Genomic DNA, 25,316 nt, shown 5'->3' on the forward strand with positions numbered 1-25,316 from the left:
CTTACTCCATCATCTTCTCAATAGGCAGCACCAGAATGGAACTGGCACCCAGTGCTTTCAGTTTTTCCATCGTTTCCCAGAACAGGGTTTCGCTGCTGACCATGTGCATCGCTACGCGGCTGACATCACCTGCCAGTGGCAGAACGGTCGGGCGCTCTGCGCCAGGCAGCAGGCTAATGACTTCTTCCAGACGCTCACTCGGCGCGTGCAGCATGATGTACTTCGATTCACGCGCTTTAATCACGCCCTGAATACGGGTCATCATTTTGTCGATCAACTCCTGCTTGGCGGCAGGCATCTCGCCGTCACGCTGAATTAATACGGCTTTGGAACGATAGATGACTTCAACTTCGCGCAGGCCGTTGGCTTCCAGGGTTGCACCGGTGGAGACCAGATCGCAGATGGCATCCGCCAGACCCGCACGGGTCGCCACTTCCACGGAACCGTTCAGTAAACAGGTTTTGAAGCTGACGCCTTTTTTGTCGAGGTATTGTTTGAGCAGGTGAGGATAAGAGGTGGCGATACGGGACTTATCAAGGCATTCCGGACCGGTGTACTCGGCGTCAGTCGCCATCGCCAGTGACAGGCGGCAGCCGCCGAAATCCAGGCGGCGCAGCGTGAAATAGCGCGGATCTTCACCCTGAGCACGACGTGAGAGCAGTTCTTCTTCCAGGACGTTCTCACCGATGATGCCTAAATCGACCACGCCATCCATCACCAGGCCAGGGATATCGTCATCGCGCACACGCAGGATGTCGATTGGCATGTTCTCCGCAAACGCAATCAGGCGCTGTTGCTGAAGGTTGATTTTAACGCCGCAGCGCGCCAGCAGTTCGCGTGAATCATCACTTAAACGGCCAGATTTCTGCATAGCTATGCGTAAACGGGTGTTATCTAACATGGTTCCTGTCCTTTTCCTGTCCTGAATGTGTGGTTACGTCAGCCCATAAAAAAACCCCCGGAAGACGATCTTCCGGGGGTTCTCTTGCGTTCACACCACTGGAAGATCTTGAAAGTCTTCCAGCACCAATCGCCTGAAAGACTAGTCAGGATGATGGTGATGATGATGGTTGAACTGAACGCGTGTCATAATAATCTCGTCGATGAATGAGTATTCATTTGTGGGGTTTAACCTAACGAAGATGGCTGCGCTTGGCAACACTTTTTTAAACAGGTGATTCGGAAAGCACTGAAACAGGTTGTTCTGGTTTGCAATCCGGGGGCAAACTACGGTGAAGTCGGGGTTGATGTTTTACGTCAGGAGTCAAAATGAAGAAGGTCGCGATTGTGGGACTGGGCTGGTTGGGCATGCCGCTGGCCACGGCGTTAACCGCGCGAGGCTGGCAGGTTACCGGCAGCAAAACCACGCCAGACGGTGTTGAAGCCGCACGTCGCTGCGGGATTGAGGCGTTCCAGCTGGAACTGACGCCGGAACTGCTCTGTGATGCCGCCGATATTGAGCCGCTGTTCAACGTTGATGCGCTGATCGTTACGCTGCCCGCCAGCCGCACCGCAGAAGGTGGCGAGGCCTATCTGCAGGCGGTGCAGAATGTGGTCGATACCGCGCTGGTCTACAAAGTGCCGCGCATCATCTTTACCAGCTCAACGTCAGTTTATGGCGGCAGTTCAGGTGTTAAGCGGGAAAACAGTCCGCTGGCTGCAGAAACGGTAGCCGGAAAGACGCTGGTGAAACTGGAAAGCTGGCTGCACGATCTGCCTGGGACCAGCGTGGATATTCTGCGTCTGTCCGGTCTGGTCGGGCCAAAACGCCATCCAGGTCGCTTCCTGGCGGGTAAGCAGGATGTGGCAAATGGCTCGCAGGGCGTGAATCTGGTGCATCTGGATGATGTGGTCGAGGCGATTGCGCTGCTGCTGCAGTCGCCGAAAGGCGGCCGGGTGTATAATCTGAGTGCATCAAAACATCCGTCGCGTGACACATTCTATCCAGCGGTTACGCGCCAGCTTGGGCTGCAGCCGCCGCAGTTCGCGCCAGAGGCCGTAAAAGACAGCGGCAAGCTGATTGATGGATCGCGCATCTGTAGCGAACTCGGTTTTGAGTATCGCTATGACGATCCGGTGAAGATGCCGCTGGAGTGAAAAGTTTCTGAACTGGAAAGCCCTGTGCGTTACTCAAAATAAATGAATTTTCATTTATCAGACGCCGGGGCAAAGGATGTGACTTTGATCGTTATTAAAGATTATAAGAAATGTTAACCATAAATTCCGTAACCTGCCCACTAACGTTTCTAATGTCGGGTCCAGTCATAGAAGCCGATGAGATGAGAAGAGACTGGCATCACTTTTACGTTAACGATAACGGCAAAAAATTAGTAAGCTTAACCTTTCCCTGGGATTTCATTTTCAGTATCATCGCCGGCGTTCAGTTTATGTCAGAAAAATAACAGTTCATCGCTTTGGGCCGGAGCTGGCGGCCTTGATATTGGGTAAAATTTGGAGATAGCGGATGTTGGCACAAAAGAATATAGCTATCGCTGGGGGCGGGTTTTTTGGCTTGTATCTGGCAGAGCAACTTGCGCTTCGCGGTTGCTGCGTGACTGTATATGAAAAAAGCCAGCACCTGATGTCCCGCGCTTCATATGTTAACCAGGCACGAGTGCACAATGGTTATCATTACCCGCGCAGTATTCTTACTGCCCTGCGTTCTCGCTTATCATTCCCACGCTTCGTTAATGAATTTCGTGATTGTATTGATGATGAATTCGAAAAATATTATCTGATTGCAGGCTCATTGAGCAAAGTGACGGCTGAGCAGTTCAGGCGTTTTTGTCAGCGTATTGGCGCAGACTGTGAAGAAGCACCATCTTCTGTCACAAAAATGGTCAATCCGGCTCTGATTGATACTATATTCACTACCACAGAGTATGCTTTCGACTCCTTTAAATTACGCGATGTAATGATAGAACGCCTTTCACAGGCCGGGGTGCGCGTTATTACAGATGCAGTCGTTGAAAAAGTCTGGACTTATAATGATGGTCTAAAACTTGCTGTCACAATCTCCGGCGAGCAGGACATCGTCTATGCTGACCATCTCTTCAACTGTACTTACTCAAGAATCAACTATTTACTGAATAGTTCCGGGCTTGAACTCATTCCATTGCGTCATGAAATGACTGAAATGTGTCTGGTCGACGTTCCTGACGAATTCAGGAAAATGGGATTGACGGTAATGTGTGGCCCTTTCTTTTCCGTAATGCCTTTTCCTTCAGCACAATTGCATTCTTTCAGCCATGTTCGCTACACACCTCACTATCAATGGCGGGATGATGCAGGCAACCCGTATGAAGACTCACATGCAAAATATGACGAATATTCACGTCAATCTGCATGGGGGCATATGATTCGTGATGCACAGCGTTATGTTCCTGCCTTAAGTGAATGCAAATATGAGCGTTCTATATGGGAAGTCAAAACTATTCTGCCTCGAAGTGATAGTGATGATTCCAGGCCCATCCTTTTCCGTAAAAATCACGGTCTGAAGGGGTTGCATTGCATTATGGGTGGGAAAATAGACAACGTTTATGATGTTTTGCAAGAAATTGAGCGACTAATAGAGTTGAACTAAAAATGATAAAAAGTGAATCCTTTGTTTCTGTCGTTACCGTTATTCATGGGCATCTTGAAGAGGTTTATGAACCGCTTAGAAAGTTAAGCCTGACGCTGGACGAAAGTTACAGCGATTATGAAATTGTCGTCGTCGTTCCGGGCGTAAATTCTACACACGCGCAAATTGAAGACCGTATTTTAAAAGACATAAACTGCGTCCGGATTATTCTGCTTTCCACGCCGGTTTATCATGATGTTGCGCTTGCCGCTGGTCTGGAAAACGCGATTGGAGACTTTGTTGTTCTGTGGAACCCCGCTGCTGATCCGGTTGAAATTGTTCCTCAGGTCGTCGAGCAATGCCGTGCGGGAAGCGATATCGTTATCGGAGTAACAAATAAAGTCCGTTCGCTACGTTATAGACTTATTCGAAAAATGATGAATGTCGCATTACGTACGATTGATTACGATATTCCGGCTAACTCAACCAGTTTGCGTTGTTTAAGCCGCAGGGCAGTTAACGCCGTTACAAGAATTGGTAAATTTCATCACCAGTTCTATCTGCGCATCCAAAAAACGGGATACGCTGCATCAGCTTTCAATTACATGCCAGTAAAAGAAAATGAGGGTGCAAAAATCGTTGAATCCATGCGACGTTTACTTCGTCTGATGGTTTTCAATTCTGCACGTCCTTTGCGCTGGATGTCTATGCTTGGATTCTTTGGCAGCGTAGCAGGATTAATCTTTGCCTGTTACAGCGTGCTCATTCACCTGATAGATGGTCACGTTGTTGAAGGCTGGACAACAACCATTCTTTTCATGTCCGTTATGTTTATTATCCAGTTCGTGATGATGGCCTTTTTTGGCGAATATCTGGGAAGAATGCTGGATGAAAACAGCGCTCAGGCTGGTTATGCAGTTGTTTATGAACGCAATAGTGATGTCATGGTTAATGCAGACAGGGTCAATGTTCTGGAGACGTCACTTATGCAGGAACCTAACAACGTCCAGACCGGGCGCGATAAATAAATTCTGGAGATGAAGATGGATGCACTTATTGGTTTTTCAGGTTTTGTCGGTCAGACACTGCTTAAACAGCGTGAGTTTGACTCGCTTTACCGTTCAACAAATATTGATGAAATTATTGGCCAGTTATTTGGAACGGTCGTCTGCGCTGCTGCGCCTGCTCAGAAATGGCTGGCAAATAAAGAGCCTGAGAACGATCTTAAACACATTGAAAGTCTGATCGAAAAACTGAAAACCATCAATTGTGAAAAATTCATATTGATAAGCACAGTGGACGTTTTTAAAACGCCTGTAAACGTTGACGAAAACACGCCTGTCGAAACAGACGGATTACATGCGTATGGTCTGCATCGTTACTACCTTGAGCAATTCGTGAGTCAGCATTTTCCGGATGCATTGATCGTTCGCTTACCTGGTCTGGTAGGGCCGGGATTAAAGAAAAATATCATTTACGATTTCCTTAACAATAATAATCTCAATCAAATTGAAAGCCGTGGCGTATTTCAGTTCTATCCCATGATCAACCTTTGGTATGACATTGAGATTGCTTTGAAAAACGACATCAGGCTGTTACATCTTACCGCAGCCCCTGTCAGCGTTGCAGATGTGGCCAAATATGGCTTCGGATTTGATTTTGAAAATCACGTGCAGCAGCAGCCCGGACATTATGATATGAAAAGCTGCTATTCTCATCTTTATACGGACGGCAAAGATTATCAATACAGCTACCGTGAATCACTGATGTCGATTCGTGCTTATGCTCAATCCGAGCCAGGAAAGAAACCTGAATGAATATTTCCATTTCGAATATCGCATGGGATAGTAAAGATGATGACGCAGTGCGTGCACTTCTTCATCGTCATCATATCCATGCTATCGATATTGCGCCTGGAAAATATTTTCCAGACCCAAAATCAGCGAGTGATAAAGAGATTCTTGCCGTTCGAAATTATTGGGAATCGCAGGAGATTTCTCTGGTCGGGATGCAGTCACTCCTGTTTGGCACACAGGGCTTGAATCTGTTTGATGAGCCGTCTGTACAACAGAAAATGCTGGAACATTTACAGGCAGTGAGCCATGTTGCAGCAGGATTAGGCATTACACGTTTAGTGTTTGGTTCACCCAAAAATCGTTATCGACCGGCTATCAGCGATGAAGCTTCATGCGCGATCGCACTCCGCTTCTTCACGCTTTTGGGGGACATTGCACGTCAGGAAGGCGTTGTTATTTGTCTGGAGCCTAATCCAGAGTGTTATGGCGCTAACTTCATGACCAGCAGTGCAGAGACGGCTAAGATGGTACGGCTTGTTAATCATTCAGCCATTAAAATGCAACTGGATACCGGGGCTATTGCGATTAACGGCGAAGATGTGGCTCAGGTAATCAGTGGTAATGAGGATATTATCGGCCATGTACATCTTAGTGAACCGAACCTTATAGCGCTGGGGCGAAGTGCTGTGAATCATGCTGATGTAGCCGCAGTGTTGAATCGTATGCTTCCGCAGCGTATTGCCACTATTGAAATGCTGGTCTCTAAAAATGAGAACGCTTTAATGGTTATTGACGAGTCTCTTAAATTTGTGACTGAGCATTATCGGAAGACGCCGGGAGATGTTTCATGAAATGGTTAATCCTGATTTTAGGTATAGCCTGCAATGCTTCTGCCAGCGTGCTTATTAAGTTAGCGATGACGCCTCCACGCAGGCTTCCCAGTTTGTCCGAACCTTTAGCAGTGCTGAGTAATTTCCCGCTGTTATTGGGAATATTTCTCTATGGCATGGCTTTCCTGCTTTATGCCGCAACACTGGCATTTTTACCCTTAAACGTGGCACATCCTGTTTTAACCTCAGGCGCTATTGCCTGTGTTGCCTTAATGTCAGTTGTGCTATTCAAAGAACCTGTTTACTGGTCCACTATTGCCGGCATTTTGATGGTAATAGCCGGCGTTGTACTTATTACCCTAAAAGTTAAATAAGATGGAAAAGAATATGAGTGAATCTTTAAATATAAAAAATACTGACTGGGAAGTTCCATCTTATGAGCGTCAGTTATGGCAGGGTAAACAGCATAATTATTGCGTGATCATTCCCGTCATCAACGAAGGGGAACGCATCCGCAATCTGTTAAGCCGAATGGCTGCAGTAAATGTCCATACCTATGCAGACATTATCATTGTTGACGGTGGAAGTCGGGATGGTTCACTTGAACTTTCAGCGCTGAAACAACTTTCGGTTTGCGGTCTGCTACTTAAAACTGGCCCGGGTAAGTTAAGTTCTCAGCTGCGTTGTGGATATGCTTTTGCTCTGGAGCAGGGTTATGAAGGTATCGTAACGATTGATGGGAATGATAAAGACGATCCGGATGCCATTCCTCAGTTCATTGAGGCACTGAAACAGGGTTATGATTTTGTTCAGGCATCCCGTTTTGTCAAAGGTGGCGTTGCTGAGAATACACCTGCTTCACGTGATTTTGCTATCCGTTTTATTCATGCACCAATGCTCTCACTTTTTTCCGGCTTCAAGTGGACCGATACGACACAGGGCTTCCGTGCATATAGCCGAAAAATGCTGCTTGATCCGCGCGTTGCACCGTTTCGCAATATTTTTCAGACTTACGAATTACTGGCCTATCTTTCTTATCGCGCACCTAAATTAGGGTTCCGCTGTATCGAAATCGCAACAGTTCGCCGTTATCCAAAAGGCGAAGTACCAACTAAAATTAGTGCTATTAGTGGGAATTGGGCAGTATTGTCGATTTTATTTTCTGCTTGCTTCGGCAAGTATAATATCAAATAATTAAATAAAGGTTAGGCAGAACTCAGCTATGATTACACTGTCGCATATAAATGTTCTGAAACAGAATGAAACCACGGCAGAGCTCTTCAAGCTCTGCCAGTTTTTTATGTTGATGTTCGCAATCATTGTTGTTGAAATGAATCAACAGCCACTCATAATATCACTAGACCGCGTGCTGGAACAATGGTCAACTCTTTTACCAGATTTTTTTGTAGGTAAACAGGATTTCTTATTTAGTTATGGACCGTTATATTGGCTTCAGGGGAGTCCGGTAGTACAATACTCACAAGCAAGTTATTTTATTTCGTTGTTTTTTATAAGCCTTTATTGTGCTTTAAACTGGGCTTTGATGTTGAGATTAGCTATTAACGCCCGTTGCGTGTTTTTTTTTGCTGTAATTTATATCGTTTTTATTAAAGTTTATAATGCTTACGCCGTATTCTTCACTTTGCCTTTATTTATTATAGTGTATCTTCGCCAAAATAGTCTGGATAAACTTTGGGATAAAAAAATATTCCTGTGTGCGGCAGCGTTGCTTGTGGCTTTTTTATTTTACTTTCGTTTTTTTTACGGAATCGTTGGGGTGCTTACAATAGGTAGTTACTTAGTCTCAACTCGCTTATTAGGACGGCGCCATTTATCTCCTGTTGCTTTTTTCCTCAGTGTTACAGTATTGCTCTATATTATTTTTGGATCGTTGATATTTCGCGACTCATACAGTATTGTAAATTATGCGCTGATAAATTCACAACTGAGTTTTGGTAACTCTGTTGATATGAATTATGATTTAGACATAAAAGAACAAGCCTATTATATTATTTTTGCAATTTTTATTTTGTTTAACTTCTATCTTGTTAAATGTCAGCGAACATTGTTTTTAACAGTTAACGGTTTGTTGCTTATTTTTGTGAAAATTGGTTTTTCACGAGCAGATCATTATATCTCTTATTTTATAATGCCTGTCGCACTCTTTTCTTTGTTAATTCTTGTCAGCAATTACAAGTATAAATACTTGTTGGCTGGGTTAATTTTATCGCTTCTTTTTTATCTTGGTAATATGCCTATTTATAATGGAGCTAAACGGATTGATGTTTTTAGCACTCATGAGGATTTTTCTAAAAGCTTAAAGGAACGCGCGGCAGAACGTCATCATAAATTTAAGTTACCGCAGGATGTTATTGCTGAAGTGGGCAATAGTACTATCGATGTATATCCATATAATAATGAATATACTACTGCCAATAAATTAAATTACTGGCATCGCCCATCATTTCAAAACTATATGACATTAACACCCAAATTGGATCAGTTGAATGCTGATTTTTACGAAGGAAATGATAAGCCAGAGTATGTATTATGGACAGCCAGTATTACTTGTGTTTCTAACGATTGCAGTGTTTTTGATGATTTTGATGGGAAATATATTCTCAATGAAGATCCATTAACAACGATGGCGATTTTGAAAAATTATAAATCGGTGCGTGTTATATTTGATCTTAATCATAAGCCTATCATGCTTATGAAAAAGACTCCTAATGCTCAGGACCTAAACATAAAAAAAACAGGTGACATAAAGATTAAATTCGGTGAGTGGATTAAGATACCGCGCACTGATGATGTGATAGTAAAGTTAAAGCCTCAGTTTAGAATGACTATTTTAGCCAGGCTCCAGAATTTATTCTTCCATGGATCCGTCATTTATGTAAATTACAGGCTTTTTAACGGAGAAATAAAACGATATCGTCTTAACATCATCAATGCTCCAAGTGGAGTATGGATTTCACCATTACTGGACTCTTTACCGCTACAGGGGCAGCGTGTGTCAGAGGTTATGATTGAAACAACAGATAAACACTACTTTGAACCACAATTTAAAGCGCATTTTGTAGAATATCAATTTAGCGGTATTAGTATCGATGAGAAAATTGCACCTCGCTTTACATCTTATAAGCCTGCAGGACTGTCTAATTCTGTTGCCGTGTGTGTTGCCACCATTGATAAGCTGAAGCAATCAAATTTTACGCTTGATAATGTCGTTTCTAAGAGATTAACGAGCGAGGGATGGGCTGCATATTCAATAGAGAAAAACCTTGCTCCGCAAGCGATATGGCTGACGCTGCAGGATGAGCAAGGACGGAAGTTCTTTGTACCTGCAGATAAAACTTTAAGGCAGGATGTGGCAAATGCCTTTAACAAACCGGATCTGGTTAACGCGGGATATAAAGTGTTTGCTGATATCACACCTTTCAAAGGTCAATATAAAGCTGGCCTTGCAATTGCGGGAGAAGGGAAGCTAATTGAATGTGACAATTTCGCACAACCCATCACAATTCAATAAGTTAATTTAAGCCTCAATAGTAACTAACAAGGGAGCTTTGCTCCCTTTTTTTATACTCCCAATCGGTCCCTCAGCGCGTACCACACCGCGCCCATCGCCGTCAGCGGCACTTTAAACCGCCGTCCGCCGGGAAAGGGCAGGTGAGGCAGGCGGGCAAAAGCATCGAACCGTTCGGCGTCGCCGCGTAACACTTCGCTGATTAGCTTGCCGGAGAGATGCGTGCTGGTCACACCATGGCCGCTGTCGCCCTGCATGAAATAGACATTGTTCTCCAGCCGGCCAAACTGCGGCATGCGCGACAGCGTCAGCAGGAAATTGCCGCTCCAGCTGAAGTCCAGCTTCACATTCTGCAACTGCGGGAACGTGCGCGCCAGTTTGGGTCGTATTAACGCTTCGATATCCGCCGGTTCACGTGCGCCATAGACCACACCGCCGCCATAAAGTAGCCGGTTATCTGCGGTCAGTCGGAAGTAATCCAGCAGATAGTTACAATCTTCCACACAGTAGTTGTTCGGCATCAGCGATAACGCCTGGTCGGGTGTCAGCGGCTCGGTCGCGACAATCTGCGATCCACACGGCATGCTTTTCCTACTCAGGCGCGGCTCCAGTTGCGGTGACAGATAGGCGTTACCGGCGAAGATCACAAACGTTGCGCTCACCTCGCCCTGAGCCGTTTTCACCCGATTAGGTGTGCCATAAACCACATTGGTTGCCGCGGACTGTTCATAGATGCGCCCGCCATGTCGCCGGATGGCTTCTGCTTCACCCAGTGCCAGGTTCAGCGGATGCAGATGACCGCCACGCCGATCCAGCAGTCCACCGACGTAGCGTTCGGTGGCGACTTCGCGGCGAATGGCGCGTTCGTCCAGCAGCTCCAGATCGTAATTGCCATACTGCTGCCATAACGCTTTCTGTTTCTGCAGATGCGCCATCTGGCGCGCATTCAGGGCCGCAAAGATGCCGCCAGGACGGTAGTCACACTCAATTGCATACCGCTTAATGCGGTCGCGGATAATCTCAGCGCCTTCAAACATCATGCCGCCCAGCATGCAGGCGCTCTCTTTGCCGTAGCGCTGTTCAATCACATCCACGTCGCGGCTGTAGGAGTTCACCACCTGACCGCCGTTACGGCCGCTGGCACCAAAGCCGACGCGTGCTGCTTCCAGCACGACCACGTCGTAACCCACCTCGGTCAGATGCAGTGCCGCCGAAAGACCGGTGAAACCACCGCCAATAATGCAGACGTCACACTGAATACTCTCCTGCAGCGTCGGCCAGGGCGCATGCGTATTGGCGGTCGCAGCGTAATAACTCTCCACATAATTCATAACAACCTCCGGAATGCGCCTAGAAATTTGCTGGTGTGTGGGCACTGACAATGCGGCACGGGAAGTCTGCACTGTTGGTAAAGCTGTGCGGTAAGCCGGTATCAATCACGTAGCTCTCTCCGGCGGAGAGATGAAACGCTTGTCCGTTAATCACCAGCGTAATTTCGCCTTCCAGCAGCGTACCGGTTTCCTCGCCCGGATGACGCAGTTTCTCGCCGGTACTGGCGCCGGGTTGATACGTTTCCAGCAGCATGCCCAGCGAGCGCTGCGCACCACCGTTGTCGATGAGCTTCAGCGAAACACCCTGGCTGCCAATCTCCACCAGGTCGCCGGGACGGACAATCACTTTGGGTTCTGCGTCCGGTTTGGGTTCCGAAAAGAATTCTGACAGCGATAGCCCATAAACCTTCAGCAGCTTCTGCAGCGTGCTGACTGCCGGGCTGACTTTATCCTGCTCAATGGTACTGATGGCGCTGTGAGTCAGTCCGGCCTGTTCGGCAACCCGACGTTGCGACAGCCCCAGCGTCTGGCGAATCTGCGCCAGCCGTCGTCCCGGTGCCAGCGTGGCATCACTCATCTGCTTTTCCCCTGTGATAGCGAATGGCGGCCTGAATAAAGCCGCTGAACAGCGCCTGCGATCCCGCCGTGCTTTCTGGCTGCCACTCGGGATGCCACTGTACCGCCAGGGCGAAGGGATGATGACGCAGACTGACGGCCTCAATCAGGCCATCCGGCGCGCGCGCTTCAACGCGCAGTTGCGGGCCCGGTTCGCGTACGCCCTGATGATGCAGTGAATTGACCCTCAGTGATCTATCACTGTCGAGTAATGTTGCCAGCACGCCATCCGGTTCGATAGTGACCTGATGCGCCGGTGCATACTGTTGATCCAGTGGCAGCGTCTCATCTTCATGATGACGCTGAAACGGCGGCTGCCCGCTCACTTCTCTCCACAGCGCGCCGCCATTCGCCACCACCAGCTCCTGCATGCCACGGCAGATGCCGAATATCGGCATTTTATGGCTGGTGGCCCAGGTAATCAGCTGAAAGGCAAGATGGTCCCTACCCGGATCGGCATGGGGCTCTTCGCCCGGCTCGCCATAATGCCAGGGTTCGATATTACTTGGGCTGCCGGTTAGCAGCAGGCCATCCAGAACAGCCATAGCGTTTTCTAATAGATGAGGGGCATTCATCAGACTGTGGGGAAGTGCCAGCGGCACACCGCCTGCAAGAACAATCGCGTCGATATATTTGTTTTGAACCGTCTGGGTCAGATGGCCGCCCAAATCTTTCTGACACATCACTACGCCAATCAACGGCTTGTCAAAAATAATGCCCATCTCCCGTCCTCGCATCGCTGTTCGAAATATCTACCGAAAAGGCACGTCTGGTGACTAAGTGTGCAATATTTTTTCAATCTAACAACCTGCTGTTTGTTCTTCAAACAGAATTGTTACATTTGCACACTTTTTATGTTGGCGCTATGTTAGTGGTGTGGCTGTTATTTTGAGCATTACGCAAACCTAATAGGGGCGGGTGAGATCATGACTAACCTGGTAGAAGTGGAAGACTTCATGCTTCACAGTGAAGAGAAACGAACCAGCGCGTTCCAGCTTGAGGTGAAAACCTGGCTGGAGCGCCATCCTGAAACGCAGTATGTCGACATCCTGTTAAATGATCTAAATGGTGTGTTCCGCGGCAAGCGCATTCCGGTCTCTGCGCTGTCTAAACTGGAAAAAGGGTGTTATTTCCCCGCCTCGGTGTTTGCCATGGATATCCTCGGCAACACGGTGGAAGAAGCGGGACTCGGCCAGTCACTGGGCGAACCTGATAACCTCTGTCTGCCCGTCACCGGTACGTTAGTTCCCTCCGCGTCTGACCCTCAACACATTGCGCAGCTGTTGTTAACCATGTGCAACCAAGATGGCACTCCCTTTGACGTTGAACCCCGAAATGTCCTTAACCGGCTGTGGCAACAGCTGCGTAACCGAGGGCTGTTTCCGGTGGTAGCGGTAGAGCTGGAGTTCTATCTGGTGGACAAAAAGCGTGATGCAGAAGGCTTTATCCAGCCGCCGTGTTCGCCTGGTAGTGATGAACGCAATATGCAGAGCCAGGTCTACTCGGTAGATAACCTCGATCACTTCGCCGATGTGCTTCGAGACATTGACGATCTGGCGCGTCAGCAGGGTATACCGGCCGACGGCGCACTGGCGGAGGCCTCGCCCGGACAGTTTGAAATTAACCTTCACCACACGCGCGACGTGCTGCGCGCCTGCGACCATGCGGTGCAGCTCAAGCGTCTGATTCGTCAGGTGGCGGAAAATCACGGTATGACCGCAACATTTATGGCCAAGCCGTATGAGGAATATGCGGGCAGCGGCATGCATGTGCATATCAGCATGCTGGATGCGGCCGATCACAATGCTTTCGCCTGCGATGACGGCAGTGATTCGCCATTGATGAAACGCGCGCTGGCCGGCATGATCGACCTGATGCCCGCGTCAATGGCGCTGCTGGCACCTAACGTGAATGCCTATCGCCGCTTTGTTCCGGATGCCTATGTGCCGTTACAGGCCTCATGGGGCCATAACAACCGGACGGTTGCGCTGCGCGTTCCCTGTGGCGATATTGATAACCATCGTATCGAGTATCGCGTGGCCGGTGCCGATGCTAACCCTTATCTGGTGGTGTCGGCTATCCTGGCCGGGATGCTCCATGGACTCGATACTCAGTTGCCGTTGCCGCATCCGGTCACTGGCAACGGTCATCATGCCGAGGGGCTGGCACTGCCGATTCGTCAGAGCGATGCACTGTATGAATTTGACAACAGTTATCCGTTGCAGAAGTTACTGGGCGAACGTTTTGCCAGTGTCTGGCACAGCTGCAAAAATTATGAACTGATGCAGTTTGAACGGCTGATTACCTCTACGGAAATTGACTGGATGCTGAAAAACGCCTGAAACGCCGGTTTACCAGCAATTCCGTGCGTTATTTTTGCATATGATGCCCCGATGGCTTGTATTTCTGCCACGGGTTGGGGCAGAATACGCGGCCTGCAAAATCAGATGATAACCGACGCTTCCCGCGCCGGTTATTTTTTTTGCATCAGGTTTTAATAGAGCGTTTTTGCTGACTTAACCGAGGCCGGGCACGCACCCGGATAGATAAACACTGAAAACACGCGTAAGCGTGAGATTGAGGATTACAAAGATGGGGATGTTTTACACTCTGCCAGCTAACGCTGGTACGCGTTTTCGTGATGACTACGGCGCCGCGTCAACCGCTAACCTTTCTCCCTGTCGCTTAATGCGCAGTTGCCCTGTGACCCAGCCCAGCCAGGTTGTTGCACATGGGGGACTGAAGCATGTCGCTTAATACCTCCGCCGCACCGCAGCGTGCGCAACTCAAAAAAACACTCACGTTACTTCCGGTCGTCATGATGGGCTTAGCCTACATGCAGCCTATGACCCTGTTCGATACCTTTGGCATCGTTTCCGGGCTGACCGACGGTCACGTCGCCACCGCTTATGCTTTCGCGCTGGTTGCGATTCTGTTTACTGCTGTGAGTTACGGTAAGCTGGTACGCCGCTTCCCCTCTGCGGGCTCCGCTTATACCTATGCTCAGAAGGCAATCAGTCCGCACGTCGGCTTTATGGTCGGCTGGTCATCTCTGCTGGACTACCTGTTCATGCCGATGATCAACATCCTGCTGGCTAAAAACTATTTCGAATCGCTGGTGCCGGGCATTCCGTCGTGGATTTTTGTTGTGCTGCTGGTTGGGTTTATGACGCTCTCTAACCTCAAGGGCATCAAAACTGTTGCGAACTTCAACAGCGTGATTGTGGTGCTGCAGGTGGTTGTCATGGTCGGGATCACTGCGATGGTGATCTACGGTGTGGCCAGCGGCGTCGGTTCCGGTACGCTGGTAAGCAGCCGTCCGTTCTGGTCTGAGAATGCCCATGTGGTGCCGATGATTACCGGTGCGACCATACTCTGCTTCTCGTTCCTCGGCTTTGATGGCATCAGTTCGCTGTCGGAAGAGACCAAAGATGCTGAACGCACGATTCCTCGCGCCATTTTCCTGACTGCGCTGATTGGTGGTGTGATCTTTATCGCTGCGTCTTACTTCCTGCAGCTTTATTTCCCGGACATCACCCGCTTCCAGCACCCGGACTCCTCACAGCCTGAAATCATGCTGTTTGTCGCCGGTAAAGCGTTGCAGGTTGGCATCCTGATCTTCTCGGTGGTCACGGTGCTGGCATCCGGTATGGCAGCGCACGCAGGCGTGTCGCGTCTGATGTATGTAATGGGCCGCGATGGCGTGTTCCCGGAGCGTTTCTTCGGTTACATCCATCCAAAATGGCGTACCCCATCGCTCAACGTGCTGCTGGTCGGTGCGATTGCGCTGATGGCGATTAACTTTGATCTGGTTACGGCTACCGCGCTGATTAACTTTGGTGCGCTGGTGGCGTTTACCTTCGTTAACCTGTCGGTGATCGCGCAGTTCTGGATCCGTGAGAAGCGTAACCGCACGCTGAAAGATCACGTTCAGTATCTGCTGCTGCCGCTGCTGGGTGCACTGACGGTGGGTGCGCTGTGGGTAAACCTGGAAGAGAGTTCTATGGAGCTGGGCCTGATCTGGGCCGCCATCGGGATTATCTACCTGGCCTTTGTGACCCGCAGCTTCCGTAATCCGGTGCCGCAGTTCAGCGAAGAAGTTTAATCGCGCTAACGCTAACGTTGCCGCCTTTCTGGTCTTGCGGGAAGGCGGCAACGGTTTAACTGGCCAGCACCAGCTCCCAGTTACCCGTATTTAACAACTCCCGCCCTGCATCGCTCAGTTTTTTATCGGTTATAACGACATCAAACTTCTCCAGCGGTAACGCCAGAAACGTCGCAATCCTGTTGTACTTCGAACTGTCACTCAGCAGCACCCGCTTACTGCTCACATCACTGACCGCCTGTTTCACCATCACTTTATCTTCATCCGGCGTAAACAAGCCGCGCGGCCCCCAGCAGGAGGCGGAAATAAAGGCAATATCGATAGCCAGATGACGCAGGCTTCGTGCCGCCGACTCGCCGACACAGGAGCGGTTCTCCCGGCATACGGTGCCGCCGGTATGAATAACCCGGCACTGACTCGCTTCCATCAGCAGATTCGCCACCATAAAATCATTGGTCACCACCAGCACATCATCCCGATCCACCAGCTCTCGTGCCAGCGCTAGTGTCGTGGTGCCGGCATCCAGATAGATGCAGCTGTTACGCGGAATGTGCCGGGCTGCGGTGCGGCCGATAGCGCACTTTTCATCGTTGTAGAGGGCGCTTTTCGTCAGATGTGAGGGTTCAGCCGCCAGCCGATCGGCCGATCGCACGCCGCCAGAAACGGACAGCACCGCACCTTGTTCCTCCAGTTTCTGCACATCACGACGTATGGTCATGTGTGACACACCCAGCCGCTCAGTGAGTTCTGCAATACTGACCACGCCACGATCGGCGACCAGCGCCAGAATCTGTTGATGACGTTCAACCGGAATCATATCTGCTCCCTGATAATTATCATTTTTTCACACTATAAAGTATCTGCCGCTTATCCAGAACAAAAAATAACAGCATGCACCCCATGATACCGTGCTTAAACGCCGTTTAATGGCCTGATTGCGGACAAGTATGCCATGTTAAAAATTGTTCCTGTTCACAAGTGTGATGTTTTTTTGTGAGGGGCGACACATTTTTACCGGGAGTAAGCTGGCAGGATTAACAGTAACAAACAAATAATCACTTAATTTAACAGTGGAGGCGTAACGTGCCAGCTGAAAATATCTGTGTTATCGGGTTGGGTTCTATGGGCATGGGTGCCGCGAAATCCTGTCTGCGTGCCGGTTTAAACACCTGGGGTGTCGATTTAAACCCCGCTGCGCTGGAGAGTTTACGTCAGGCCGGCGCACGTGATGCGCAGCCATCCGCCTCTGCCTTTGCAGACCAACTTGATGCCGTATTGCTGCTGGTGGTCAACGCGCAGCAGGTAAACGCCATTCTGTTCGGTGAAGCGGGCCTGGCTGCAAAACTGCGTCCCGGCACCGCAGTCATGGTTTCATCCACGCTCTCCGCGCACGATGCGCAGCAGATTGAACAGCGGCTGGCCGAACACCAGTTGCTGATGCTGGATGCCCCGGTTTCCGGCGGTGCCGCCAAAGCGGCCAGCGGTGAAATGACCGTAATGGCCTCAGGCAGCGACGCAGCCTTTGCGTACCTGCAGCCGGTGCTGGATGCTGTCGCGGCCAAAGTGTACCGCGTGGGCAGTGAAATCGGCCTTGGGTCTACCGTCAAAATTATCCATCAGCTGCTGGCGGGTGTTCATATCGCAGTGGGTGCAGAAGCGATGGCGCTGGCGGCGCGGGCCGGTATCCCGCTGGACACCATGTATGAAGTCGTCACCAATGCGGCGGGCAATTCGTGGATGTTCGAGAACCGTATGAAGCATGTAGTAGACGGGGATTACAGCCCGAAATCAGCCGTCGATATCTTTGTGAAAGATCTTAACCTGGTCGCCGATACTGCCAAATCGCTGCACTTCCCGCTGCCGCTGGCCTCAACCGCCCTCAACATGTTCACCGAAGCCAGCAACGCGGGATATGGCCGCGAAGATGACAGCGCGGTAATTAAAATCTTCAGCGGCATCACGCTGCCACAGGCCGGGGAGAAAAACTGATGCGTCTTGGGGTCATAGCGGACGATTTCACCGGTGCAACGGACATCGCCAGTTTTCTGGTGCAGAACGGCCTGAGCACTATTCAGTTCAACGGCATTCCCGCCAGCGAAGAAATCACTGGGGCGCAGGCGATAGTGGTCAGCCTGAAAAGCCGCTCTTGTCCGGCAGAGCAGGCGGTTGCCCAGTCGCTGGGGGCGCTGGCCTGGCTGCAGCAACAGGGCTGCGAGCGCTTCTACTTCAAATATTGCTCTACTTTCGACAGCACAGCGCAGGGCAATATCGGTCCGGTGACCGATGCGCTGCTGAACGCACTGGGTGAAACGCAGACGGTCATCTGTCCGGCGCTGCCGGTAAATGGCCGCACTGTCTACCAGGGCTATCTGTTTGTCGGTGATCAGCTGCTGTCAGATTCCGGGATGCGTCATCATCCGGTCACACCGATGTACGACAGCAACCTGCTGCGTCTGATGACGTCGCAGGCGTCGGGAAAAGCCGGGCTGATCGCAGCGGCGCAGGTCGGGCAGGGCGCAGAGTCAGTGCGTCAGGCGCTGGGCCAGCTGGCGGCGCAGGGGATCAACTACGTCGTGACCGATGCTCTGCATCAGGATCATCTGGTGACGCTGGGCGCAGCGCTAAGCGATATGCGGCTGGTCACCGGCGGTTCGGGTCTGGCTATCGGTCTGGCACGGCAGTGGGCGACGGCTGGGACCGACTCTGAGGCGGAGCAGGCAGGACGTCCGCAGGGCGATCGCGCCGTGGTGCTTTCCGGCTCCTGCTCGCAGATGACCAACCGGCAGGTTGCCGCGTATCGCCAGCTGGCACCGGCCTGCGAAGTTGAGATTGAACACTGCCTGGAGGATGCCGAAGGGTATGCCCGACAGCTGTGCGACTGGGTAGAAGCACATCGCCATCAGGCGCTGGCACCGCTGCTGTTTGCCACTGCGGACGCGCAACAGTTGCAGGTCATTCAGCAGCGCTATGGTGCGCAGCGCAGCAGTGAAGCCGTTGAGCAGCTGTTCGCCGCCGTCACCCGTGAGCTGAAACAGCGCGGCTGGCAGCGCTTTATCGTGGCGGGCGGTGAAACCTCCGGTGTGGTTGCGCAGAGCCTGGGCGTAACGGCCTTTCACATCGGCCCGACCATTTCACCTGGCGTACCCTGGGTTCGCGATATCCATCAGCCGCTCTCACTGGCCCTGAAATCAGGCAATTTTGGCGATGAAGACTTTTTCCGCCGCGCGCAAACGGAGTTTACTTATGTCTGAATCTTTCTCTTTCGCGGAGCAGCAGGCGCGTGACGAAATGGTGCGTCTTGGCGCGTCGTTCTTTCAGCGTGGCTATGCCACCGGCTCGGCGGGTAACCTCTCTATGTTGCTGGCCGATGGCAATCTGCTGGCGACACCCACCGGTTCCTGCCTCGGGGAATTACAGGGCGATCGGCTGTCAAAAGTCACGCCTGAGGGGGAATGGCTCTCCGGTGATAAACCCTCCAAGGAAATCGCGTTTCATCGCGCGCTCTACCTGAATAATCCCGACTGCAGGGCAGTGGTGCATCTGCATAGCCACTACCTCACAGCGCTGTCGTGTTTACAGGGTCTGGACAAGAAAAACTGCATTCGCCCGTTTACGCCTTATGTCGTGATGCGCGTGGGTGATGTGCCGGTCGTGCCCTACTACAAGCCGGGCGATGAACGACTGGCCGAGGATCTGGCAACGCTGGCTCCGCGCTACCGTGCCTTTCTGCTGGCGAATCACGGTCCGGTGGTGGTGGGCAAGTCACTACAGGAAGCGGCAGACAACACCGAAGAGCTGGAAGAGACTGCCCGGCTGATCTTTACCCTGGGCGACCGCCCGATTCGTTATCTCAATGATGCCGAAGTGGCGGAATTAAGGAGCCGATAATGCCGAAGTTTGCTGCTAACCTCTCGACGCAGTTTACAGAATACCCCTTTGCTGAACGCTTTGCGGCAGCAGCTGAAGCCGGTTTTACTGCGGTGGAATTTCTGTTTCCTTATGACTATCCCGCCACGCAGATAAAACAGTGGCTTGATGATAATCATCTGGAGCTGGTGCTGTTCAATACAGCTCCCGGCAACATTGCGGCGGGTGAGTGGGGCGTCTCTGCCATTCCCGGACGGGAAGCGGAAGCTAAGGCGGATATCGATCGCGCCCTGAGTTATGCGATTGCGCTGAACTGCCCGCAGGTTCATATCATGGCCGCGACGGTGCCGCCTGGTGCCGACCGCCAGCGCTACGTCGAGACCTTTATCAGTAACATGCGTTATGCGGCTGAGTGCTTTGCGCCGCACGGAATCACCCTGCTGATAGAAGCACTCAACCCGACAACCAAACCCAACTATCTCTACGCCAGCCAGTATCAGACGCTGGAGATGGCTGAACAGATCGACCGGCCGAATGTGTTTACTCAGCTCGACCTGTTCCATGCGCAGCGCGTTGACGGCAACCTCAGCCATCTGATTCGCCACTATGCCGGACGCTATCGTCACGTACAGATTGCGTCGGCACCGGATCGCCATGAGCCGGATGAGGGTGAAATTAATTATCCGTACCTCTTCGCGCTGCTGGATGAGGTTGGCTATACCGGCTGGATCGGCTGCGAGTATATCCCGCGCGGAAAAACTACTGAGGGGCTTGGCTGGTTTAAAACCTGGAAGATAAGAACCTGATTTAACGTGCTTTAAAACCGGTGTTTCGGCACCGGTAGGGAGAGGCTTGCCTTTTTTCTGGCCCTGCACCTGCTATTTCTGTACGCCGATAACCCAAAAAATATAACAATTTCTGAGGTTTACTATGTCCACCGCACTGCTGTTAGCCATAGCGACCGCCAGCATCGTGATCCTGCTGCTGCTGGTCATCAAAGCCAAAGTTCATCCGTTTGTCGCCCTGTTAATTGTCAGTCTGCTGGTGGCTATCGCGACCGGCATTCCGGCTGAAAAAATCATGGAGACGATTATCACCGGGATGGGTGGACTGCTCGGTCATATCACCATCATTATCGTTTTGGGTGCCATGCTTGGGGCGATTATTGAAGCCTCGGGCGGTGCTGAATCGCTGGCGCAACGCTTCAGTAAAACGCTGGGGCTAAAGCGAACCGTCGCGGCCCTGACCATGGCGGCCTTTATCCTGGGCATTCCGGTGTTTTTCGAAGTGGGCTTTATTATCGTCATCCCGCTGATTTATGGCTTCACTAAGGTGGCACGCGTCTCACCTTTGAAATTTGGTCTGCCGATGGCGGGTGTGATGCTGACAGTGCACGTGGCGCTGCCGACCCATCCGGGAGCAGCCGCTGCGGCGGGCATCCTGCACACCGATATGGGTTGGCTGATGATGCTGGGTATTGCGATTTCAGTGCCGGTCGGCATCATCGGCTACTACGTGGCGAAGGTCATGAACCGTCGCCATTACCATCTGTCGGTGGAGGTGCTGGAACAGTTGCAGATGGCGAAGCCGGAGGGACAGGAAAAGAAAAATGAGCCAGCTCCACCCGGCGCGCTGACCATCAGCGGTCTGATTGTGGTTCCGATTGTGTTAATTGTGCTGGGAACGCTGTCCCACACACTCCTGACAGAAGGGAGCCTGCTGCGAAATGTGATGACCGTGATTGGCACGCCGCCGATTGCCCTGCTGATTGCTTTAGGTCTGGCGGCGTGGCTGCTGGGCGTGCGACGGGGCTGGAGCAAAGACAAGCTGGAAGATCTGACCGGTCGGGCCATTCCCACCTCAGCCAGCGTGATTCTGGTGGCCGGTGCGGGTGGGGCATTCGGTAAAGTGCTGGTGGAGTCGGGCGTGGGTAAAGCGCTTGCGGTCACGCTTGAAACGCTGCATCTGCCGCTGGTCCCGGCTGCGTTTATCCTGTCGCTGGCACTGCGTGCATCACAGGGTTCAGCCACGGTGGCCATCCTGACCACCAGCGGTTTGCTGACGCAGGCGGTAACTGGCGTGACGGATATGCAGCGGGTACTGGTCACCCTCGCAGCCTGTTTTGGCGGCCTGGGACTGTCGCATGTCAACGATGCGGGATTCTGGGTGGTGACACGTTATCTTGGATTATCCGTCGCCGATGGTTTACGCACCTGGACCGTGCTGACGACAATAATGGGATTAAGCGGTTTTGCACTGACCTGGCTGGCGTGGACCGTACTCTGATTCAGCAATATCAGACACTCAGACCCGGCAGGTGATGCCGGGTCTGAGTGTCTCAGTACGTCAGGAAACCAGCTCCTGCGCATAGAGATAGAGCGCTTTCAGCTGCCCAACCTTTTCTGCATCCGCTTCATGCAGATTGGCCAGTCCCTCCAGCTCCTGCATAAACGCCGACACGCGCTCAGCATTCAGCACTTCACGGCGATGCTGCAACCAGCGTTGCTGCTCGGCATCATCCAGCGTGCCGGGGAAGTTACGCGCCCGGTAGCGGAACAGCAGTTTTGCCACCCGTGCACTTTCAAAGCTCAGGTCGAGCGCGGGCAGATTCGCGGGCGCGGTCTGACGAATGATATTCATCCCGGCGCGGTCGGCATCACTGAAGAAGCCATCATAAAGTTGCGTGTCTACATCGTCTGACGGCGTAAACGGCTCCGCTTCCGCAAACAGCGTGACCAGCTTTTCCCGCACGTCGGGCTGCTGACGCAGCAGTGCCAGATTCGCCAGACAGTGCTGACGGTCAATGCCCAGACGGGCCGCATCTTCCGGACGCAGCGTACTGGCAGGGGCCAGCACCGGACATTTGTTAATATGCACCAGTTTTACCGGCACCGGCGGCAGATCGCCAAGGTCGTTTTTCGGCGTAAAAAGACGCTCACGAAGCGTGTCAACATCCAGTTGCAACAACGGCGACATGTCACCCGCCAGATCCACGACGATCAGCGCATTGCGGTTATCGGGATGCCAGGCCAGCGGCACGATCCAGCTGGTGTTGCCGCGCGCGGCACCGAACATACCGGAGACATGGACCAGCGGCTTCATCTGCGGGATGTCGATCAGGTTCATCAGCTTGTTTTTGTTTCGATGAGTAAACAAAAACTCAAACAGTTTTGGCTGCTTCTCTTTTACCAGCTTCGCCATCGCCAGCGTGGCGTACACATCAGACATCGCATCATGGGCATTTTCATGGGCTACGCCATTGGCTTTGGTCAGATGCTCCAGCCGGAAGCTGGGGAAGCCTTCTTCATTCTCCGGCCAGATGATCCCGTCAGGGCGCAATGCGTAACAGGCACGCATCACGTCCAGGAGGTCCCACCGTGAGTTGCCATTTTGCCAGGCCCAGCCATAAGGGTCATAGAAGTTGCGATAGAAGATATTGCGTGTCACTTCATCATCGAAACGCACGTTGTTGTAGCCCACCACACAGGTTTGTTCGGTGGTGAACAGCGTATGAATACGCTCGGCAAACTCTGCTTCGATCATGCCGCGACTCATCGCTATCTGCGGGGTAATGCCGGTAATCATCACGGCTTCGGGCTGTGGCAGATAGTCATCAGGCGGACGGCAGTAGAACACGTCGGGCTCGCCAACCGGATTAAACTCGCTGTCGGTGCGCAGGCCGGCAAACTGGGCGGGCCGGTCGCGAGAGGGGCTGGTGCCGAAGGTTTCATAATCGTGGAAGAGGAAAGTAGGCTGTACGCGGTCGTTATTCAAATTTCATATCCGTTCATTGCGTTCACTGACTTTATAAACAGAAAGCGAGAAAACGGCTCTCTGTTCGCTCTGAATTTGTCTGCGCACAGCAGGCTGAATGATGTTCGTTGTGTCTGATGTGCGCTGATTGTGGTTCAGCCGTGTCGTGCCATTATAGTGGCCCAATACAGCCGATGGGGCTTTACCTGTATGGTAAACCATAATCCGGCACGCCAGAAGTTAAGGGTTTAACCCGCTACATTGATTTTTAGCGGCATCGCAGCAAGAACCGCAGCGTCAGACGAATAAGACCCTGTTGGTGTCGTTTGTCACGCTCCCAGACCGGACGCTGTTTCGCCTGTTCTTACTGCGTCATGCCTGGCGCTCGCGGTGCAGGTCGCCCTATGAAATCTGCTCTTTACCTGTGGGATGACGCGGATCACTGGCGTTAACCCGGCACCTGGCAGGTCAAACCCCGTCATCAGTTCATACTTTTTTTCAATTTATTCAAACCTTCACAACGCTTTTAACGTAAAACGTGCGGCTGTTTCCGTTTCGTTTTAGAAATTTTCTCTCCCGTGTAATTAAGGATGAAGTGTTGAAAAGGCGTCTGCTGTTCACCGTTACCGCTACTCTATTTTGGGCCTCGCTGGCACAGGCTGATGCGATCCCCTTTCCTGTGACGCCTCCGGCGATTGATGCCGCTTCCTGGGTGCTGATGGATGCCACCACCGGGCAGGTCCTGACGGCGGGTAATCCCGATGAACGCCGCAATCCCGCCAGCCTGACCAAGCTGATGACCGGTTACGTGGTGGATCGCGCCATCGACCAGAAAAAAATCAGCCGCGACGATATGGTCACGGTGGGTAAAGATGCCTGGGGAGCGGGTAATCCGGTGTTTAAAGGCTCATCGCTGATGTTCCTGAAGCCAGGCGATAAACTGAGCGTCCGGGACTTAAGCCGTGGCGTCATCATCGATTCCGGTAACGACGCCTGCGTTGCGCTGGCGGATTACGTGGCGGGCAGCGAAGCAAACTTTGTCGGCATGATGAACCACTATGTCGAAAAACTGGGTCTGCAGAATACCCATTTTGAAACAGTGCATGGACTGGATGCACCCGGTCAGTTCTCCAGTGCGCTTGATATGGCAAAACTGTCACGCGCCATTATTGATGGTGAGCCGGACTTTTATGCCATGTACAGTGAGAAAACCCTGACCTGGAACGGCATCACTCAGAACAACCGTAATGGCCTGCTGTGGGACAATAATCTTCACGTTGATGGACTGAAAACGGGTCACACTGAGACGGCAGGCTTTAACATTATTGCCTCGAATGTGGTGGGCAAGCATCGCCTCATCGCCGTTGTGATGGGGGGTAAAAGTTCAAAAGGCCGTGAAGAGCAGGCGCGTAAATTGCTGGTCTGGGGCCAGAACACCTTTGATACTGTTCAGCTGTTCCACGCCGGTAAGAAGATTGGCACTGAAAATGTCTGGTACGGTAATCCTCATCAGGTCGATGTCGGAACCGCAGATGATGTGTATCTGTCGCTGCCGCGCAGTGAAGTGCAGAACGTGAAGGCGAAGTACGTCATTAATCGCAAAGATCTGGAAGCCCCGCTGAAAGCCAATGAAGTGGTGGGTGAAATTCAGGTGATCGATAAAGATCAGCAGATTGCTCACTATCCGCTGGTGGTGCTCAGTGCGGTTGAACCGGCCGGTGTCATTACCCGCGTGACGGATTATCTGAAGCAGAAGTTCTGATTAGCCGATTGTCAGCACTAAAACGGGTAGCCTGCGGGCTGCCCGTTTTCACATTGATGCCCTGTGACTGCGTGTCGATAAAAGTTACAGAGCCGTAGCCAGTTGTTTTTAACTTCCGGGCAGGTATGTGAGACGGATGTTGATAATTGTAAGCGAACGTCAAAAC

23 protein-coding genes and 1 other annotated feature are annotated in these 25,316 nt (G+C 51.5%); of the genes, 16 read left to right on the forward strand and 7 right to left on the reverse strand.

The genetic code is table 11. From position 1 onward, the window contains the following. Window position 1: 1 nt before the first annotated feature. Window positions 2-901: an ATP phosphoribosyltransferase gene (hisG, locus tag NP77_RS08980; protein WP_004571317.1), complete on the reverse strand. Its 900-nt coding sequence runs from the start codon at window positions 899-901 to the stop codon at window positions 2-4. Between the two features lie 45 nt (window positions 902-946). Then, window positions 947-1,067: a sequence feature (His leader region), on the reverse strand. After that, entirely contained in the window at window positions 1,043-1,090 is a 48-nt protein-coding gene (gene hisL / locus NP77_RS23410; protein WP_100396937.1) for a his operon leader peptide, read from the reverse strand. Its footprint overlaps the feature before it by 25 nt. Window positions 1,091-1,269: 179 nt before the next feature. Between hisL and NP77_RS08985 the strand changes: the two genes are divergently transcribed. The 8 genes from NP77_RS08985 (at window position 1,270) to NP77_RS09025 (ending at window position 9,720) form a co-directional block, all read left to right on the forward strand. Next, on the forward strand, window positions 1,270-2,097 hold the full coding sequence (locus tag NP77_RS08985) for an SDR family oxidoreductase (protein ID WP_039659830.1): 828 nt from the start codon (window positions 1,270-1,272) through the stop codon (window positions 2,095-2,097). A 367-nt stretch (window positions 2,098-2,464) separates the two neighbouring features. Then, a complete protein-coding gene (locus tag NP77_RS08995; protein WP_039659834.1) occupies window positions 2,465-3,583 on the forward strand; it encodes an FAD-dependent oxidoreductase in 1,119 nt (372 codons plus the stop codon). Window positions 3,584-3,585: 2 nt separating this feature from the next. Continuing rightward, window positions 3,586-4,590: a glycosyl transferase family 2 gene (locus NP77_RS09000; RefSeq protein WP_039659835.1), complete on the forward strand. Its 1,005-nt coding sequence runs from the start codon at window positions 3,586-3,588 to the stop codon at window positions 4,588-4,590. A gap of 15 nt (window positions 4,591-4,605) precedes the next feature. Further along, the gene (locus NP77_RS09005) at window positions 4,606-5,379 is read left to right on the forward strand and encodes an NAD(P)-dependent oxidoreductase (protein ID WP_004571321.1); all 774 of its coding nucleotides are present in this window, start codon (window positions 4,606-4,608) and stop codon (window positions 5,377-5,379) included. Next, entirely contained in the window at window positions 5,376-6,209 is an 834-nt protein-coding gene (locus tag NP77_RS09010; protein WP_039659837.1) for a sugar phosphate isomerase/epimerase, read from the forward strand. The genes NP77_RS09005 and NP77_RS09010 overlap by 4 nt, the downstream gene beginning before the upstream one ends. Beyond that, window positions 6,206-6,562 (forward strand): multidrug efflux SMR transporter, encoded by a 357-nt coding sequence (locus NP77_RS09015; protein WP_033762048.1) that lies wholly within the window; start codon window positions 6,206-6,208, stop codon window positions 6,560-6,562. Before NP77_RS09010 ends, NP77_RS09015 begins: the two co-directional genes overlap by 4 nt. 13 nt (window positions 6,563-6,575) lie before the next feature. Next, window positions 6,576-7,382, forward strand: a complete 807-nt coding sequence (locus NP77_RS09020; protein ID WP_039659840.1) for a glycosyltransferase family 2 protein — start codon at window positions 6,576-6,578, stop codon at window positions 7,380-7,382. 28 nt (window positions 7,383-7,410) lie between these two features. After that, a complete protein-coding gene (locus tag NP77_RS09025; RefSeq protein ID WP_039659842.1) occupies window positions 7,411-9,720 on the forward strand; it encodes a hypothetical protein in 2,310 nt (769 codons plus the stop codon). Between the two features lie 50 nt (window positions 9,721-9,770). Here NP77_RS09025 and NP77_RS09030 read toward each other — a convergent pair whose 3' ends face one another. The 3 genes from NP77_RS09030 to puuD are packed head-to-tail and all read right to left on the reverse strand — an operon-like array spanning window position 9,771 to window position 12,385. Further along, window positions 9,771-11,048: an FAD-binding oxidoreductase gene (locus tag NP77_RS09030; RefSeq protein ID WP_039659844.1), complete on the reverse strand. Its 1,278-nt coding sequence runs from the start codon at window positions 11,046-11,048 to the stop codon at window positions 9,771-9,773. A 19-nt stretch (window positions 11,049-11,067) separates the two neighbouring features. Next, the gene (puuR, locus tag NP77_RS09035; protein WP_008926054.1) at window positions 11,068-11,625 is read right to left on the reverse strand and encodes an HTH-type transcriptional regulator PuuR; all 558 of its coding nucleotides are present in this window, start codon (window positions 11,623-11,625) and stop codon (window positions 11,068-11,070) included. Next, the gene (puuD, locus tag NP77_RS09040; protein ID WP_039659846.1) at window positions 11,618-12,385 is read right to left on the reverse strand and encodes a gamma-glutamyl-gamma-aminobutyrate hydrolase; all 768 of its coding nucleotides are present in this window, start codon (window positions 12,383-12,385) and stop codon (window positions 11,618-11,620) included. Before puuD ends, puuR begins: the two co-directional genes overlap by 8 nt. 204 nt (window positions 12,386-12,589) lie before the next feature. Here puuD and NP77_RS09045 point away from each other — a divergent pair, with 204 nt between their 5' ends. Together NP77_RS09045 and NP77_RS09050 are read left to right on the forward strand one after the other, a co-directional pair. After that, entirely contained in the window at window positions 12,590-14,005 is a 1,416-nt protein-coding gene (locus NP77_RS09045) for a glutamine synthetase family protein (protein WP_004571329.1), read from the forward strand. A 404-nt stretch (window positions 14,006-14,409) separates the two neighbouring features. Then, window positions 14,410-15,768 carry an APC family permease gene (locus tag NP77_RS09050; RefSeq protein ID WP_004571330.1) on the forward strand — a complete coding sequence of 453 codons (1,359 nt, stop codon included), beginning with the start codon at window positions 14,410-14,412 and terminating at the stop codon, window positions 15,766-15,768. A gap of 55 nt (window positions 15,769-15,823) precedes the next feature. On the opposite strand, the gene ygbI is transcribed toward NP77_RS09050, so the two are convergent. After that, complete coding sequence (gene ygbI, locus NP77_RS09055; RefSeq protein ID WP_033762050.1) at window positions 15,824-16,585, reverse strand: DNA-binding transcriptional repressor YgbI; 762 nt, start codon at window positions 16,583-16,585, stop codon at window positions 15,824-15,826. A gap of 266 nt (window positions 16,586-16,851) precedes the next feature. Here ygbI and ltnD point away from each other — a divergent pair, with 266 nt between their 5' ends. The 5 genes from ltnD to NP77_RS09080 all read left to right on the forward strand — a co-directional run bounded on the left by ltnD (window position 16,852) and on the right by NP77_RS09080 (window position 21,921). Further along, on the forward strand, window positions 16,852-17,757 hold the full coding sequence (ltnD, locus tag NP77_RS09060) for an L-threonate dehydrogenase (protein ID WP_039659849.1): 906 nt from the start codon (window positions 16,852-16,854) through the stop codon (window positions 17,755-17,757). Continuing rightward, window positions 17,757-19,019, forward strand: a complete 1,263-nt coding sequence (otnK, locus tag NP77_RS09065; protein WP_039659851.1) for a 3-oxo-tetronate kinase — start codon at window positions 17,757-17,759, stop codon at window positions 19,017-19,019. Before ltnD ends, otnK begins: the two co-directional genes overlap by 1 nt. Continuing rightward, entirely contained in the window at window positions 19,012-19,656 is a 645-nt protein-coding gene (locus NP77_RS09070; RefSeq protein ID WP_008926047.1) for an aldolase, read from the forward strand. The genes otnK and NP77_RS09070 overlap by 8 nt, the downstream gene beginning before the upstream one ends. Beyond that, on the forward strand, window positions 19,656-20,441 hold the full coding sequence (locus NP77_RS09075; protein WP_039659852.1) for an HPr family phosphocarrier protein: 786 nt from the start codon (window positions 19,656-19,658) through the stop codon (window positions 20,439-20,441). Before NP77_RS09070 ends, NP77_RS09075 begins: the two co-directional genes overlap by 1 nt. A gap of 124 nt (window positions 20,442-20,565) precedes the next feature. Beyond that, window positions 20,566-21,921, forward strand: a complete 1,356-nt coding sequence (locus tag NP77_RS09080) for a GntP family transporter (protein WP_004571336.1) — start codon at window positions 20,566-20,568, stop codon at window positions 21,919-21,921. A 60-nt stretch (window positions 21,922-21,981) separates the two neighbouring features. Here the strand turns inward: NP77_RS09080 and sbcB are convergent, their stop codons facing one another. Further along, the gene (gene sbcB / locus NP77_RS09085) at window positions 21,982-23,409 is read right to left on the reverse strand and encodes an exodeoxyribonuclease I (RefSeq protein WP_004571337.1); all 1,428 of its coding nucleotides are present in this window, start codon (window positions 23,407-23,409) and stop codon (window positions 21,982-21,984) included. Between the two features lie 577 nt (window positions 23,410-23,986). On the opposite strand from sbcB, the gene dacD reads away from it, so the two are divergent. Further along, the gene (gene dacD / locus NP77_RS09090; RefSeq protein ID WP_197066363.1) at window positions 23,987-25,150 is read left to right on the forward strand and encodes a serine-type D-Ala-D-Ala carboxypeptidase DacD; all 1,164 of its coding nucleotides are present in this window, start codon (window positions 23,987-23,989) and stop codon (window positions 25,148-25,150) included. The last annotated feature ends 166 nt before the right edge of the window (window positions 25,151-25,316 follow it).

It is taken from the genome of Pantoea sp. MBLJ3, assembly GCF_000816655.1.
In the GTDB taxonomy this organism is placed as follows: Bacteria; Pseudomonadota; Gammaproteobacteria; order Enterobacterales; family Enterobacteriaceae; genus Pantoea; species Pantoea eucalypti.

Bases quoted from the DNA above. Each gene is read 5' to 3' on its own strand.
- puuR (WP_008926054.1), bottom strand. From the start codon at position 11,625: ATGAGTGATGCCACGCTGGCACCGGGACGACGGCTGGCGCAGATTCGC.
- NP77_RS09025 (WP_039659842.1), top strand. From the start codon at position 7,411: ATGATTACACTGTCGCATATAAATGTTCTGAAACAGAATGAAACCACG.
- NP77_RS09050 (WP_004571330.1), top strand. From the start codon at position 14,410: ATGTCGCTTAATACCTCCGCCGCACCGCAGCGTGCGCAACTCAAAAAA.
- NP77_RS09080 (WP_004571336.1), top strand. From the start codon at position 20,566: ATGTCCACCGCACTGCTGTTAGCCATAGCGACCGCCAGCATCGTGATC.
- NP77_RS09045 (WP_004571329.1), top strand. From the start codon at position 12,590: ATGACTAACCTGGTAGAAGTGGAAGACTTCATGCTTCACAGTGAAGAG.
- NP77_RS09070 (WP_008926047.1), top strand. From the start codon at position 19,012: ATGTCTGAATCTTTCTCTTTCGCGGAGCAGCAGGCGCGTGACGAAATG.
- NP77_RS09010 (WP_039659837.1), top strand. From the start codon at position 5,376: ATGAATATTTCCATTTCGAATATCGCATGGGATAGTAAAGATGATGAC.
- NP77_RS09030 (WP_039659844.1), bottom strand. From the start codon at position 11,048: ATGAATTATGTGGAGAGTTATTACGCTGCGACCGCCAATACGCATGCG.
- NP77_RS09005 (WP_004571321.1), top strand. From the start codon at position 4,606: ATGGATGCACTTATTGGTTTTTCAGGTTTTGTCGGTCAGACACTGCTT.
- NP77_RS08995 (WP_039659834.1), top strand. From the start codon at position 2,465: ATGTTGGCACAAAAGAATATAGCTATCGCTGGGGGCGGGTTTTTTGGC.
- NP77_RS08985 (WP_039659830.1), top strand. From the start codon at position 1,270: ATGAAGAAGGTCGCGATTGTGGGACTGGGCTGGTTGGGCATGCCGCTG.
- NP77_RS09075 (WP_039659852.1), top strand. From the start codon at position 19,656: ATGCCGAAGTTTGCTGCTAACCTCTCGACGCAGTTTACAGAATACCCC.
- NP77_RS09000 (WP_039659835.1), top strand. From the start codon at position 3,586: ATGATAAAAAGTGAATCCTTTGTTTCTGTCGTTACCGTTATTCATGGG.
- ygbI (WP_033762050.1), bottom strand. From the start codon at position 16,585: ATGATTCCGGTTGAACGTCATCAACAGATTCTGGCGCTGGTCGCCGAT.
- NP77_RS09020 (WP_039659840.1), top strand. From the start codon at position 6,576: ATGAGTGAATCTTTAAATATAAAAAATACTGACTGGGAAGTTCCATCT.
- otnK (WP_039659851.1), top strand. From the start codon at position 17,757: ATGCGTCTTGGGGTCATAGCGGACGATTTCACCGGTGCAACGGACATC.
- hisG (WP_004571317.1), bottom strand. From the start codon at position 901: ATGTTAGATAACACCCGTTTACGCATAGCTATGCAGAAATCTGGCCGT.
- puuD (WP_039659846.1), bottom strand. From the start codon at position 12,385: ATGGGCATTATTTTTGACAAGCCGTTGATTGGCGTAGTGATGTGTCAG.
- NP77_RS09015 (WP_033762048.1), top strand. From the start codon at position 6,206: ATGAAATGGTTAATCCTGATTTTAGGTATAGCCTGCAATGCTTCTGCC.